We start from the raw sequence: 12,899 nt of genomic DNA, 5'->3' as shown, positions 1-12,899 counted from the left end.
TTCTGGGGTATCCGGAATCAGTGGGCACAAGGCACAAAGGCAAGTCGTCCCTATGAAACGAATGCAGACCGGAAAAATTAGCGTTTGGGAATTTGTATCAGGAAGAGCATCCCGACATGCAACAGACCGCCCACAGTGTGGCGAGGGGATTTATCCCCGCTGGGCTGCGAAGCAGCCCCAAAATCTGGCAACTCGGTATGTCAGGTTAATTGAGGTTGTTTTTTTGAGGGGCTGCTGCGCAGCCCAACGGGGATAAATCCCCTCACCACAAAAGCAGGTTATTTGTGCATCAGTGGATCAGGCGCTGATGGCCAACCCATGCCGCCGATGATGCACGCTCAACTGATCCTTGATCAGCCGCAACACCTTGGCCTCGTGCTCATGAATGAAGAAGTGCCCACCGGCCAGCATGTCCACCGAAAAGCTGCCCGTGGTTTCCCGGCGCCAGCCAATCAGTTGCTCCGTGGTGGCCTTGTCGGCGGCGCCACCGAGCACATGCACCGGGCAGTTGAGCGGCGGTCGGATTCGCGGCTGGAAACGTCCGCACAGCAGGAAGTCGGCTCGCAGGACCGGCAAGGTCAGGGCCATCAGCTCTTCGTTGGCCAATATTTCCTCGCTGGTACCGTTGAGGGTGCGCAGTTGCTCGATCAGCTCAGCGTCGGTTTTCGGTTCGGCGAAACCGCGGTCGTAGTCGGCCCGCATCGTCGGTGCCGCGGTGCCGGACGCAAACAGCGCCACCGGTTCCGGGCAGCCGAGTTCACGCAGGGCATGGCCGATCTCGCAGGCCAGCAGCGCACCCAGGCTGTGGCCGAACAAGGCGTAAGGGGCCTGGAGCGTCGCGGACAACTCCCGCGCCAGTTGCATCGCCAACGGCCCCATGTCGGTGTGCAGCGGCTCGTCGAAGCGCGCCCCGCGCCCCGGCAGTTCCACCGGTTGCACATGCAGCCACTGCGGCAATGTGCGCCGCCAACGGCTGTACACCATCGCGCTGGCGCCGGAATAAGGCAGGCACAGCAGGGTCAGTTGGGTCACTGCGGTTTTCTCCGATCGGTCGTGTAGGGAAGATAACGAAATCGTAACCTACAGAATTAGTCAAAACCGTTACGTTCGCTACATCGTCTTCGCCCGACCTTATACTGACGGCACCTCGACTCACTGCGCCGCACAGGAGAACGCCATGGGCTGGTCCGCCAAGCAATACGTCACCTTCGAACAGGAACGCACCCGTCCGTCCCGGGACCTGCTCGCCGCCATTCCCCCCACACAGGCCCGTTCGGTGATCGACCTGGGGTGTGGCCCGGGCAATTCCACCGAACTGCTGGTGGAACATTTCAGCGGCGCCACGGTGCGCGGCCTGGACAGTTCCAGCGACATGGTCGAGGCCGCACGCAAACGCCTGCCCGCCGTGGCGTTCGACACCGCCGACATCGGCCAATGGGATGAACCCGGGCCGTTCGACGTGATCTTCGCCAACGCCGTGCTGCAATGGCTGCCCGACCACGCCACCCTGCTGCCCTCGCTGGTGGGCAAACTCGCCCCCGGTGGCAGCCTGGCGATCCAGATGCCCGACACCCTGCACCAGCCCTCCCACCGCCTGATGCGGGAAATCGCCGCCAACGGCCCGTGGGCCAGTCAACTGGCCGGGGCGGCTGATTCACGGACCGAGGTAGAGGACGCCAGCATCTATTACGCGATTCTCAAGCCCCACTGCAGCCGCGTCGATGTGTGGCGCACCACCTACCATCACCCCCTGGCCGGTGGCGCCGCAGGCGTGGTGGAGTGGTTCAAGGGCAGCGGCTTGCGCCCGTTTCTCGAACCGCTGGATGAGGCGCAACGCGAGCAGTACCTGGCGCAGTACCTCAAGGCGATCGAACAGGCTTATCCCGCCCTGGACGATGGCACCGTGCTGCTGCCGTTTCCCCGGGTGTTCATGGTCGCGACGCGCTAGGGCGACGGTCGATGACGCAGCGATGGGGGCTAAATTTATGCTCCGGGCCCTCGTTACCTGCTAAGACCAAAAACCCGCAAGAGTGACCGCCGTGGACCTGCAAACCATCCTGGGCAAGCTGTTCGCCAATGCCGGCGCCGTTGGTATCGAAGGCGTCTTCCAATTCGTGTTCGGCCCGCACCAGGTGTACTGGTCCGAGGTCAAGGCCAGCAGTCGCACCCAGGCGGGCCGCCACAGCAGCCCCGACGTCACCATCGAGGTGGCGGAAAAGGACTTCCTCGGGATCATGGCCGGCATGGCCAATGTCGAGGAACTGTTCGCCAGCGGGCGCCTGAAGATCGGCGGCAACATGGGCCTGGCGACGTTGCTGCCGCAGATCATCGACCATGCCCGGCATGGCGGTGGCGTGGTGGAAAAGGTCGACATGAACAAGCGCTACCCCACCCCGTCGCGCTTCAGCGAAAAACTCACCGCCAGCCTGCCCACTCAACGCAGCGTCGAGCGTCGTCCTCGCAGTGAGCTATCGGTGCAGGAGTTTCAAGCACGCTACCTGCCCCATGGCATTCCGGTGGTTATCAGCGATGCCTTGCAGGACTGGCCGTTGTTCAAGCTCAGCCGCGAGGAGTCCCTGGTGCATTTTGCCGAACTGCAAGGCATCACCCGCCACGGCGACTACGTGAAAAAGACCTTCTCTACCGAACGGGACTTCCGCTCCACGTCCATGGCCGACTTCATCGCCTCCCTGGACAGCCCGGCGACCAAGGGCGCCGACGGCGAACCACCGGCCTACATGGGCAACAACATCCTGCCGGCGCAATTGATGGAGCAGATCCAGTACCCGCCCTATTTCGACCCGTCGCTGTTCATCCCACCGCGCATCTGGATCGGCCCCAAGGGCACCCTGACGCCGCTGCACCGCGACGACACCGACAACCTGTTCGCCCAGGTCTGGGGCCAGAAAACCTTCACCCTCGCCGCGCCTCACCACCGCGAGGCCCTGGGCACCTGGTCCACGGCGCCCCAAGGTGGGCTGGACGGCTGTGATTTCAACCCGGACGCGCCGGACTACCAACGCTTCCCCCACGCTCGCGACGTGACCTTCCTGCGCGTGACATTGGAGGCTGGGGATTTGCTGTTTTTGCCGGAAGGCTGGTTCCATCAGGTGGAGTCAGTGTCGACGTCGTTGTCGGTGAACTTCTGGGTGAATTCGGGGCGGGGTTGGTAGCGGTCAAACACTACTTGTGTGAACACAGACCTGTGGCGAGGGAGCTTGCTCCCGCTGGGCTGCGAAGCAGCCCCAAAACATGACACCTCGATCATTCAGGTAGATTGAGATTACCTTTGGAGGGCCTGCTGCGCAGCCCAGCGGGAGCAAGCTCCCTCGCCACAGGTTTAGCGTCCGTATGTGGCTGAAGTGTGAAGATCGCTTCACCCAAGTGAACTCCAACCACCTCACATCAGTCAGCAGGTAAAGCCCTCCACTCAAGGTGCTAAGCCCATGCAGATATCCCTCGCCCGACAGGTTGCCCTGGTCACCGGTGCCAGCTCCGGCATTGGCGCAGGCGCGGCCAGGGCCTTGGCAGACGCGGGTGCCGCGGTGGTACTCAACTACCACTCCAGCGAAGGCCCGGCGCAAGACCTGGCCCGTGAAATCAACGCCAACGGCGGCCGCGCCATCGCCGTCGGGGCCGATGTGTCGAAAGAGCCGGACGTCGAGCGGCTGTTCGCCCAGACCCTCGAAGCGTTTGGCGCGCTGGATATCCTGGTCGCCAACTCCGGCCTGCAAAAAGACGCCGCCACCGTCGACATGCGCCTGGAAGACTGGAACACCGTGATCGGCACCAACCTCACCGGCCAGTTCCTCTGCGCTCGTGCCGCCCTGCGGATTTTCACCCGCCAGGGCATTCGCCAGGGCGTGTCCCGGGCCGCCGGCAAGATCATCCACATGAGCTCGGTGCACCAGCGCATTCCCTGGGCGGGCCACGCCAATTACGCCGCGTCCAAGGGCGGGGTCGATCTGCTGATGCAGAGCCTGGCCCAGGAAACCAGCCACCAACGCATCCGCATCAACAGCATCGCCCCCGGCGCCATCCGCACGGCCATCAACCAGGACGCCACCGAGGGCGAGCAGGAACAGAAACTGCTGGAGCTGATTCCTTACGGTCGCGTCGGCGCTGTGGAGGACGTCGCCAACGCGGTGGTCTGGCTGGCCTCGGACTTGTCCGATTATGTGGTGGGCACCACGCTGTTCATCGATGGCGGGATGAGCCTTTATCCGGGGTTTCGCGGCAATGGCTGACCATGACGAACCGCAAAGCCTCATCGAGAACCACGGCATCATCGGCGACATGCGCAGCGCCGCGCTGGTCAATGACCAAGGCAGCATAGATTTTTTCTGCTGGCCGGAATTCGACAGCCCATCGATCTTCTGTGCGCTGCTGGATACGCCCGAAGCGGGCATTTTCCAACTGGCCCCGGACCTGCCGAATGCCCGCCGCCAGCAGATCTACCTGCCCGACACCAACGTGCTGCAAACCCGCTGGCTGAGCGACGGCGCCGTGGTGGAAGTCACCGACCTGCTGCCCATCGGTGACAGCGAGGATGATTTACCGGTGCTGATGCGCAAAGTGCACATGACCGTCGGCAGCGCGACGTTTCGCATGCGCTGCGCCGTACGGCATGACTACGCCCGGGCCGCCACCACTGCGCGCCAGGACGCTGCCCACATCTGTTTCGAGGCGCCGGGGCAACCGAGCCTGCGCTTATGCTCCGACCAGCCCATGACGCTGGACGGCAATGCGGCGGTGGCCGAGTTCACCCTGGCGCAGGGCCAGAGCGCCGAATTCCTGCTGGGTGGCATCGACGACCCGCGCCTTCAGGACGATGTCAGCGCGATTTGCCTGGAACGCACCCTGGCGTTCTGGCGCGGCTGGATCGGCCAGTCCACCTACCGCGGACGCTGGCGGGAAGTGGTCAACCGCTCGGCCCTGGCGCTGAAGCTGCTGACCTCGCGCAAACACGGCGCCATCCTCGCCGCCGCCACCTTCGGCCTGCCAGAAACCCGCGGCGGCGAACGCAACTGGGATTATCGCTACACCTGGATCCGCGACTCTTCCTTTACCGTCTATGCGTTCATGCGCCTGGGCTTCGTCGAAGAAGCCAACGCCTACATGCGCTGGCTGCGCGGTCGGGTCAGTGACTGCTGTGATCAACCGACCAAACTCAATATTCTCTACGGTCTGGACGGCAGGCTGGAACTGCCGGAAACCGAGCTGCCGCACCTGAGCGGCTTTGGCAACGCCCGACCGGTGCGCATCGGCAACCTGGCCTACAAACAGGTGCAGTTGGACATTTTCGGCGAGCTGATGGACGCGGTGTACCTGGTCAACAAATACGGCGAAGCGATCTCCCATCAAGGCTGGAAACACACCGTCGACGTGGTCGATCAAGTGTGCAAGGTCTGGCAGGACAAGGATGTGGGTATCTGGGAAATGCGCGGCGACAAACAGCATTTCCTGCATTCGCGGCTGATGAGCTGGGTCGCGGTGGATCGCGCCATCCGCCTGGCCGAAAAACGCTCCCTGCCCGCCCCGTTCGCCCGCTGGGACGAAACGCGCCAGGCCATCTACCAGGACATCTGGACGAACTTCTGGAACGACGAACACCAGCACTTCATCCAGCGCCTGGGCAGCACCGCCCTGGACGGCTCGATGCTGTTGATGCCGCTGGTGCGCTTCGTCAGCGCCCGCGACCCGCGCTGGCTCTCGACACTCGATGCCATCGAAAAAAACCTGGTGCGCGACGGCATGGTCTATCGCTACCGCAACGACGACAGCCCCATCGACGGCCTCAGCGGCATCGAAGGCTCATTCGCGGCCTGCTCGTTCTGGTACGTCGAATGCCTGGCCCGCGCCGGCCGCGTGGAAAAAGCCCAGCTGGAGTTCGAACAACTGCTGCGCTACGCCAACCCGCTGGGGCTGTACGCTGAAGAATTCGACAGCCACGGCTACCACTTGGGCAACACGCCCCAAGCCCTGACCCACCTAGCACTGATCAGCGCGGCGAGCTTCCTGGATCGCAAGTTGAGTGGGGAGAAGACTCATTGGCAGCCGTGAACTGAGTAGCCCTTCAGACTGGGCACAGTCCCTGTGGCGAGGGAGCTTGCTCCCGCTCGACTGCGTAGCAGGCGCAAAATCTTCCAGCCTCCAAAGAATCAGCGTCTGGTATGGGGGTCGCTTCGCAACCCAGCGGGAGCAAGCTCCCTCGCCACAGGGAAAGCGGTGCGCTGGCTATCGCGTTGAGTCGGCCAATTCGATGTCATCCAAAGCTCGATTGGCCAGCAACTTGGCCAGCTCGATCAACTGCTGAATCCCCAGCGCCACATGCCGCCGGGAACCTTCCAGATCGAACGTCAGATCACCGACCATGGCATCGGCCGATGCCAGGGTTTCGCTGAGGCTGGTCAGCACCGATTCGGTGTTTAGCCCGGGGACCACGGTGAAAACCTGGCCGTCCTGGGTATCGGGTTTGGTTGGGGTGGGAGACAGGTGAATGTTCAGCGCCCGGTCGGCGGCTTCGCGGAGTTTTTTTGTGTCGAGGGTGGTGTAGGCAGAAAGGTCTTCGGCGCGTGGAGGGTTGGGGGTGATCTTGACCATGATATGAATCTCCATTCGAAAGTGGAGTTCACCATTTCCGCGACCAAGCAGAGGGTGGCGAACTGTACGCAGGTTGGTCGACCAGGGAATGGAAACCCGGCAGGGCCCGAAGCCCTCCCACGCACAGTCAGCCATAAAGCAGACAGCCGCTCGCGCGGCACCGTGCGCCATTCTAAACCCGGGCGACCAAACCCGGTCGCTGATTTTGCAGCGACGAGCAAAGCCTATCCCCGCCCCTTCCGAGCCGGCAACCGACGCGACTCGTCAGAAAATTCCGGTTCACCTAATTTTTTGTAGGACACAAACCCCGTGGCGAGGGAGCTTGCTCCCGCTCGACTGCGTAGCAGGCGCAAAAATCGTGGGGTCGCTTCGCAACCCAGCGGGAGCAAGCTCCCTCGCCACAAGAGCATTGCAGTACCGGCTTCCCATTTATCGTGACGTCCCGTTAGAAGTTGCCAGCCCCGCCAACCCCTCCTAAGATCGATGCTCACGGGTGCAGCGGAGCTGCCCGATAAAAACCCGACTCAAGGACCTGACATGACCCATATCAAACGCCCCATCACCACCCCACCCCGAACAGGCCTGACCCGCGAAGACCTCTGGGAACGCCAGGACCGGGGCCTGATCAAATGCTGGGAAATCGGCCGCGACCGCGCGATGAAGTTTCCCGAACTGGCGCAACGCTGCCTGGAGGGTGAGTTGCCGGTACTGGGCTGGAAAGGTGGCGTCAGCCGCAGCCTGAAGAAAAACGAAAAATTCGGCTGTCTCAAGTACCTCGCCCAATGGCAGGGCCTGCGCGGTGAAGACCTGGACATCGACTTGACCCAGGAGCGCACCCTGACCTGCTCCAGCACGAACATGATCGTGACGTTCACGCCGGATCGGGCCAAATACGTGAACCAGGAACCCGCCTGACCGCAACCGAGCAATGCCGGAGGCCAACATGAACCTCGATCCCAAGGTCAACTTCGCAGTGACGCCGCTGTTGCGCATTGCCTACGAAGAACAGGGTCCCGCCAGCGGCGAGCCAGTCATCCTGCTGCACGGTTTTCCTTACGACCCCAGGGCTTTCGATGAAATCGCACCCGCCTTGGCCGAGCGTGGATATTGGGTCATCGTGCCCTACCTGCGCGGCTACGGCCCGACCCGGTTCAACAACCCGGACATCATGCGTTCCGGCCAGCAGGCGGCGTTGGCCCAGGACCTGCTGGACCTGATGCACGCACTCTCCATCCCCCAGGCGGCGCTGTGCGGCTACGACTGGGGCGGTCGGGCGGCGTGTATCGTCGCGGCGCTGTGGCCCGAGCGCGTTCGCTGCCTGGTGACCGGCGACGGCTACAACCTGCAGGACATTCCACGTTCCACGCAGCCGCTGGCCCCGGAAACCGAACATCGCCTGTGGTACCAGTACTATTTCCACACGGCGCGGGGTGTCGAGGGCCTGACCCAGAACCGACGTGAACTGTGTGAATTGCTCTGGCGCCTGTGGTCACCAACCTGGAAACGTGGCGCCGAACGGTATCCCCTCAGTGCTGCGTCGTTCGACAACCCGGACTTCGTCGACGTGGTGATCCACTCCTACCGTCATCGGTTCATGTACGCACCGGGCGACCCGACGCTGGAGTGGATGGAGGAACGGCTGGCGGCACAACCGGCCATCAGCGTGCCGAGCATTTCCCTGTGCGGTGCCGACGACGGCGTGGGGCCAGCGTCGGAACACGATGAAGACGCCGAACACTTCACAGGTTCTTACGAGCGCCGAGTGCTGGCCGGTGTCGGCCACAACATCCCACAGGAAGCCCCCGAGGCCACGCTCAAGGCATTGCTGGATCTGCTTGAGGGCTGACGGCGAATCGCTCGCGATAGGCCTGGGGTGTCACGCCCATGGCCCGCAGGAAACTGCGACGCAGGGTTTCTTCGCTGCCGAAGCCACATTGCACCGCCACCCGCTTGATCGACACAGCGGTGTCGGACAACAGGCGGCGAGCGGTTTCCACGCGAATCAACTCCACCGCCCGCGCCGGGGTCTGGCCAGTGTCGGCGCGATAGTGCCGCACAAAGCTGCGTTCGCTCATACCGACCTCGGCGGCCAGCCTCGACAGGCCCAGGTCGCGGGTGAGGTTTTCGGCGATCCAGGCATGCAGGTCATCAAACCGACTGCCCTGCTTTTGCAGCGACAACGTCACGCTGAACTGCGATTGCCCACCGGGACGCTTGAGGAACACCACCAGGTGCCGGGCGACCTCCAGCGCCACCGCACGGCCCAGGTCCTCCTCCACCAGCGCCAAGGCCAGGTCGATGCCGGCCGTAACCCCGGCCGAGGTCCAGACCGGGCCGTCGTTGATGAAAATCGGGTTGGGTTCGACCCGCAATTGCGGATGTTGCTCGGCCAGTTGTTCGCAGCGAGTCCAGTGCGTCACCACGCGCCGTCCGTCCAGCCAACCGCTGGCGGCCAGCAGGAACGCCCCGGTGCACACCGACGCCACCCTTCGCGAACGCAGGCCGTGCTCCTTGACCCAGGCCACCAGCGCCGGATCCTTCGCCGCTTCGTACACGCCCCAGCCACCGGCGATCAACAGCGTGTCGCTGCCTTCACTCGGCAGCGGCTCGGCCATCAGCGCCAAGCCTGCGGAGGACATCACCGCGCCACCGCCCACGGCGATGACCGTCGGCGTGTACGGCAGCGGCAGGCCTTGCTGGCGGGCCAGGTCGTTGGCCGATGCGAAGACCTGCAAGGGCCCGGTGACATCCAGCACTTGCACGTTGGCGAAGGCCAGGACATGAACGATTTTCGGAGCGTTGGGCATATTGGCGTGATTCGTGGGCTTATTGGCGTATACGCCAGAGCCTACGGATCTAAAGTAAAACCGTCCACCCCTCGGGTATCATCCAAAGGAGCACGCGACATGACGTTGCAGATCGGTTTGCTGTTATTTCCCCAAGTCCAGCAGTTGGACCTGACCGGCCCTTATGACGTGCTGGCCTCGTTGCCGGACGTGAAGGTCCACCTGATCTGGAAGGACCTGGCGCCGGTCACTGCCAGCACCGGGCTGGTGTTGCTGCCCACCACCACGTTCGAGGACTGCCCGAAGCTCGACGTGATCTGCGTTCCCGGCGGGACCGGCGTCGGGCCGCTGATGGAAGACGAACAGACGCTGGCCTTCATCAAGCGGCAGGCCGCCGAGGCGAAATACATCACGTCCGTGTGCACCGGTTCGCTGGTGCTCGGTGCCGCGGGCCTGTTGCAAGGCAAGCGCGCCACCACCCATTGGGCCTATCACAGCCTGCTGCAAACCCTGGGCGCGACGCCGATCAAGGAGCGCGTGGTCCGCGACGGCAACCTGCTCACCGGTGGCGGCATCACGGCCGGGATCGATTTTGCCTTGACCCTGGCGGCCGAACTGTTCGACCAGGACACCGCCGAGCTGGTCCAGCTGCAACTCGAATACGCCCCTGCCCCGCCGTTCAACGCCGGCAGCCCGGACACCGCGCCGACGCGCGTGCTGGAAGAAGCGAACCGGCGTGCGGCCGAGTCGTTCCGGGTGCGCTCGCAAATCACCCAGCGTGCTGCGGCGCGCTTGGAACGGGCGTAACGATCAGTCCCGATGGAAATGAAATCCGTGGTGAGGGGGAGTTGTCCCCTCACCGCAAAGGTTATCGGTTCATCATCCCTCCTGGCGATACAACACCATCCCCGCGTGGTAGAGCACGCCTTCACGAAAATCCCCATCGGCGGTGAAACCGGTGTCGTCGTGGTATTCGATATGGTCATCCTGCAGCCAGTAGTCGCCCTGATATGCGCTCTCACGTACACCTCGCGCTTCGTCATAGCGTCCGCCCGGCAGCAGCCGATGGCGAATCACGCCATCAGCCGTCACCCATAGGCCGACGAATTTATCCTGGTCTCCAAATGCCTTTCTCATGGGACACCTCCTGTCGGTCAAGTCGGTCAAGTCGGTCAGAATGGACTGGCGGTGGGCCGCACAATCAATTCGCTGACGTCTACGTCCGCTGGTTGTTCGATGGCGTAGGCGATTGCCCGGGCGATGGCTTCGGCCGGAATGGCGATCCTGCGGAACTCGCGCATTTCGGCACGTCCACCTTCATCGGAAATGCTCTCGGCCAGTTCCGATTCGGTCACGCCGGGGGAAATTACCGTCACGCGCACATCCCCTCCGACCTCCTGGCGCAAGCCCTCGGAAATCGCCCGCACGGCAAACTTGGTGGCGCAATACACGGCGGCCGTCGGGCTGACGGTGTAGGCACCGATCGACGCGATGTTGATGAACTGCCCGCTGCGCTGGCGCTGCATCAGCGGCAGGCCGGCGGCGATGCCGTGGAGCACGCCACGGATGTTGACGTCGATCATGCGGTCCCACTCCTCGACTTTCAGCGCCTCGAGCTTGGAGAGCGGCATGACCCCGGCATTATTGATGATCACATCGACCCTGCCGTAACGCTGGACAGCGAAGTCGATCAGGTTCTGGACATCGTCGCGGCGGGTCACGTCCACCGCTTTGCAAACAGCCTGCTGGCCGGCGGTTTCGAGTTCCTGCACCAGTGTTTGCAGACGATCGATGCGCCGGGCGCCAAGCACGACACGGGCACCGCGAGCCGCGAGCAACCGCGCCGCGGCTTCACCAATTCCGCTGCTGGCGCCGGTGATGACCACTACTTTGTTTTGAATGTCGGACATGATGGTTTCCTCGTCTGGATGTGTTCGCCCCGGTGGGAGCGTTTTGACAGGTCCAGATTAGGGAACCGACCACGGCCTGGGTTAGCCGGATCCTCCTGCGCACTTGCACGATCCTGTAGCGATAGATCCGACTCTGGTCGACAGCCGCGCAATCGGCTTTACTAGCGCGGTCTATTCATTTTGGCCAGGGAGATTGATCGGCATGTCGGTATCCACGTCCATCCACATTGCGCCAGACGACGGCGTCAGCCAGCGCCGCGCCGAACTGGCGAGCCTGATGAAGCGCTTCGCCCCGGAATTCGGCGTCCACCCCACGGCCATCGAGGCCTTGCACCTGATCCGTAGCGACCAGCCAACCGAAGCCCTGCACACCGTACACAAGCCTGGTTTATGCGTGATTATCGAGGGGCGCAAGGAAGTGCGCCTGGCGGACGAATGCTACGTGTATGACCCGCTCAACTATCTAGTCGTCTCGGTGACCCTGCCACTGGCCGGCCAGGTGATTGAAGCCAGCCCCGAGCGCCCCTACCTGTGCATCCGCCTCGACATCGACCCGGCACAGATCTGCCGTCTGATTGCCGACGCCAGCCCTATCGGCGTGCCGGCCGAAAGAACCGGTCGCGGGCTGTTCCTGGATCGCATTGATGCGCCATTGCTCGACGCAGTGTTGCGCTTGCTGCGGCTGTTGGACAGCCCGGACGATATCGCCACCCTCGCGCCGTTGGCCCAACAGGAGATTTTCTACCGGCTGCTGCGTGGCGCCCAAGGCCAGCGCTTGCACGAAATCGCCATTCCCGACACCCAGACCCATCGCATCAGCCGTGCCATCGAATGGCTCAATACCCATTACGCCGAGCCGTTGAGCATCGACAGCCTGGCACAAATGATCAATCTCAGCCCTTCGGCGCTGCACCACCGCTTCAAAGCCGTGACCGCCATGAGTCCGCTGCAATACCAGAAACAACTGCGCTTGCAGGAAGCCCGACGGTTACTGTTGGCGGAGAACAGCGACATTTCGTCAATCGGCTACAAGATGGGGTATGAAAGCCCCTCGCAGTTCAGCCGTGAATACAGCCGTCTATTTGGCGCCTCCCCGAGCAAGGACATCGCTCGTTTGCGTGCCCAGACGCTGCAAGCCAGTAGCGCCTGATTCTGCACACAAACAGGATCAGGCAAAACCAGGACAGTATCCGTCTAACGCCCACCCCCGCCTCGCTCCTAATCTGAACCCATGCAGCAAGACAACCGTCGCCGCTGCAACGGGTTCAGCAGATCACGACATCTGAACGACCCGGCACTCAACCCTTGATATGACCGGAGTCTTTACCATGAAAACGTTCAACACCTTGATCGCCGTTACCACCTTCGCCCTGAGCGTCAGTGCGTTTGCCCTGCCGAGCCAGCAGCAAGACCGCTTCTTTACCCAGGCTAACGATTACCAGCAGCCTGTGGCCGCTGATGGTGCGGATCGGACGCCTGGAGGGCAGACAGTCGCTGCCGATGGTGCAGACCGGACGCCTGGGGGCCAGACCCTGGCTGCCGATGGTGCAGACCGGACGCCGGGAGGCCAGACCTTGGCTGCCGATGGTGCAGACCGGAC

At 63.0% G+C, this 12,899-nt stretch carries 14 protein-coding genes; 9 read left to right on the top strand and 5 right to left on the bottom strand.

The features are described 5' to 3' along the window. Positions 1-297 precede the first annotated feature (297 nt). On the bottom strand, positions 298-1,032 hold the full coding sequence (locus V7773_RS26530; protein ID WP_092225570.1) for a thioesterase II family protein: 735 nt from the start codon (positions 1,030-1,032) through the stop codon (positions 298-300). A gap of 145 nt (positions 1,033-1,177) precedes the next feature. Here V7773_RS26530 and tam point away from each other — a divergent pair, with 145 nt between their 5' ends. From tam to V7773_RS26510, 4 genes are all read left to right on the top strand, one after another. Beyond that, positions 1,178-1,948 (top strand): trans-aconitate 2-methyltransferase, encoded by a 771-nt coding sequence (tam, locus tag V7773_RS26525; RefSeq protein ID WP_336076101.1) that lies wholly within the window; start codon positions 1,178-1,180, stop codon positions 1,946-1,948. Between the two features lie 91 nt (positions 1,949-2,039). Continuing rightward, positions 2,040-3,173, top strand: a complete 1,134-nt coding sequence (locus tag V7773_RS26520; RefSeq protein WP_092412875.1) for a cupin-like domain-containing protein — start codon at positions 2,040-2,042, stop codon at positions 3,171-3,173. A gap of 273 nt (positions 3,174-3,446) precedes the next feature. Beyond that, on the top strand, positions 3,447-4,247 hold the full coding sequence (locus V7773_RS26515) for an SDR family oxidoreductase (protein ID WP_092412877.1): 801 nt from the start codon (positions 3,447-3,449) through the stop codon (positions 4,245-4,247). Further along, positions 4,240-6,063: a glycoside hydrolase family 15 protein gene (locus tag V7773_RS26510; protein ID WP_336076100.1), complete on the top strand. Its 1,824-nt coding sequence runs from the start codon at positions 4,240-4,242 to the stop codon at positions 6,061-6,063. The genes V7773_RS26515 and V7773_RS26510 overlap by 8 nt, the downstream gene beginning before the upstream one ends. Positions 6,064-6,237: 174 nt before the next feature. Here V7773_RS26510 and V7773_RS26505 read toward each other — a convergent pair whose 3' ends face one another. Then, positions 6,238-6,603 carry a DUF6124 family protein gene (locus V7773_RS26505; RefSeq protein WP_336076099.1) on the bottom strand — a complete coding sequence of 122 codons (366 nt, stop codon included), beginning with the start codon at positions 6,601-6,603 and terminating at the stop codon, positions 6,238-6,240. A gap of 537 nt (positions 6,604-7,140) precedes the next feature. Here V7773_RS26505 and V7773_RS26500 point away from each other — a divergent pair. Both V7773_RS26500 and V7773_RS26495 read left to right on the top strand, forming a co-directional pair. Then, positions 7,141-7,518: a hypothetical protein gene (locus tag V7773_RS26500; protein ID WP_336076098.1), complete on the top strand. Its 378-nt coding sequence runs from the start codon at positions 7,141-7,143 to the stop codon at positions 7,516-7,518. Positions 7,519-7,546: 28 nt separating this feature from the next. After that, positions 7,547-8,449: an alpha/beta fold hydrolase gene (locus V7773_RS26495; protein WP_336076097.1), complete on the top strand. Its 903-nt coding sequence runs from the start codon at positions 7,547-7,549 to the stop codon at positions 8,447-8,449. Here V7773_RS26495 and V7773_RS26490 read toward each other — a convergent pair. Then, positions 8,418-9,410 carry a GlxA family transcriptional regulator gene (locus tag V7773_RS26490; protein ID WP_336076096.1) on the bottom strand — a complete coding sequence of 331 codons (993 nt, stop codon included), beginning with the start codon at positions 9,408-9,410 and terminating at the stop codon, positions 8,418-8,420. The genes V7773_RS26495 and V7773_RS26490 overlap by 32 nt on opposite strands. Positions 9,411-9,509: 99 nt before the next feature. Between V7773_RS26490 and inhA the strand changes: the two genes are divergently transcribed. Then, positions 9,510-10,196, top strand: coding sequence for an isonitrile hydratase (gene inhA, locus V7773_RS26485; RefSeq protein ID WP_336076095.1), 687 nt, complete (start codon positions 9,510-9,512; stop codon positions 10,194-10,196). Positions 10,197-10,268: 72 nt separating this feature from the next. On the opposite strand, the gene V7773_RS26480 is transcribed toward inhA, so the two are convergent. Both V7773_RS26480 and V7773_RS26475 read right to left on the bottom strand, forming a co-directional pair. After that, on the bottom strand, positions 10,269-10,526 hold the full coding sequence (locus V7773_RS26480; protein WP_060741379.1) for an Atu4866 domain-containing protein: 258 nt from the start codon (positions 10,524-10,526) through the stop codon (positions 10,269-10,271). Between the two features lie 35 nt (positions 10,527-10,561). Then, a complete protein-coding gene (locus tag V7773_RS26475) occupies positions 10,562-11,299 on the bottom strand; it encodes an SDR family oxidoreductase (RefSeq protein WP_336076094.1) in 738 nt (245 codons plus the stop codon). Between the two features lie 202 nt (positions 11,300-11,501). On the opposite strand from V7773_RS26475, the gene V7773_RS26470 reads away from it, so the two are divergent. Together V7773_RS26470 and V7773_RS26465 are read left to right on the top strand one after the other, a co-directional pair. Next, positions 11,502-12,449, top strand: a complete 948-nt coding sequence (locus tag V7773_RS26470) for an AraC family transcriptional regulator (RefSeq protein WP_336076093.1) — start codon at positions 11,502-11,504, stop codon at positions 12,447-12,449. 178 nt (positions 12,450-12,627) lie between these two features. Continuing rightward, a partial coding sequence (locus V7773_RS26465; protein WP_336076092.1) for a hypothetical protein occupies positions 12,628-12,899 on the top strand: 272 nt, incomplete at its 3' end.

Source organism: Pseudomonas sp. 3JA, from assembly GCF_036961705.1.
GTDB lineage: Bacteria > Pseudomonadota > Gammaproteobacteria > Pseudomonadales > Pseudomonadaceae > Aquipseudomonas > Aquipseudomonas fluorescens_Q.
Note: the sequence above shows the minus strand (reverse complement) of the source record. Positions and strands in the feature narration are given on the sequence as shown.

Bases quoted from the DNA above. Each gene is read 5' to 3' on its own strand.
- tam (WP_336076101.1), top strand. From the start codon at position 1,178: ATGGGCTGGTCCGCCAAGCAATACGTCACCTTCGAACAGGAACGCACC.
- V7773_RS26515 (WP_092412877.1), top strand. From the start codon at position 3,447: ATGCAGATATCCCTCGCCCGACAGGTTGCCCTGGTCACCGGTGCCAGC.
- V7773_RS26510 (WP_336076100.1), top strand. From the start codon at position 4,240: ATGGCTGACCATGACGAACCGCAAAGCCTCATCGAGAACCACGGCATC.
- V7773_RS26505 (WP_336076099.1), bottom strand. From the start codon at position 6,603: ATGGTCAAGATCACCCCCAACCCTCCACGCGCCGAAGACCTTTCTGCC.
- V7773_RS26500 (WP_336076098.1), top strand. From the start codon at position 7,141: ATGACCCATATCAAACGCCCCATCACCACCCCACCCCGAACAGGCCTG.
- V7773_RS26495 (WP_336076097.1), top strand. From the start codon at position 7,547: ATGAACCTCGATCCCAAGGTCAACTTCGCAGTGACGCCGCTGTTGCGC.
- V7773_RS26490 (WP_336076096.1), bottom strand. From the start codon at position 9,410: ATGCCCAACGCTCCGAAAATCGTTCATGTCCTGGCCTTCGCCAACGTG.
- inhA (WP_336076095.1), top strand. From the start codon at position 9,510: ATGACGTTGCAGATCGGTTTGCTGTTATTTCCCCAAGTCCAGCAGTTG.
- V7773_RS26480 (WP_060741379.1), bottom strand. From the start codon at position 10,526: ATGAGAAAGGCATTTGGAGACCAGGATAAATTCGTCGGCCTATGGGTG.
- V7773_RS26475 (WP_336076094.1), bottom strand. From the start codon at position 11,299: ATGTCCGACATTCAAAACAAAGTAGTGGTCATCACCGGCGCCAGCAGC.
- V7773_RS26470 (WP_336076093.1), top strand. From the start codon at position 11,502: ATGTCGGTATCCACGTCCATCCACATTGCGCCAGACGACGGCGTCAGC.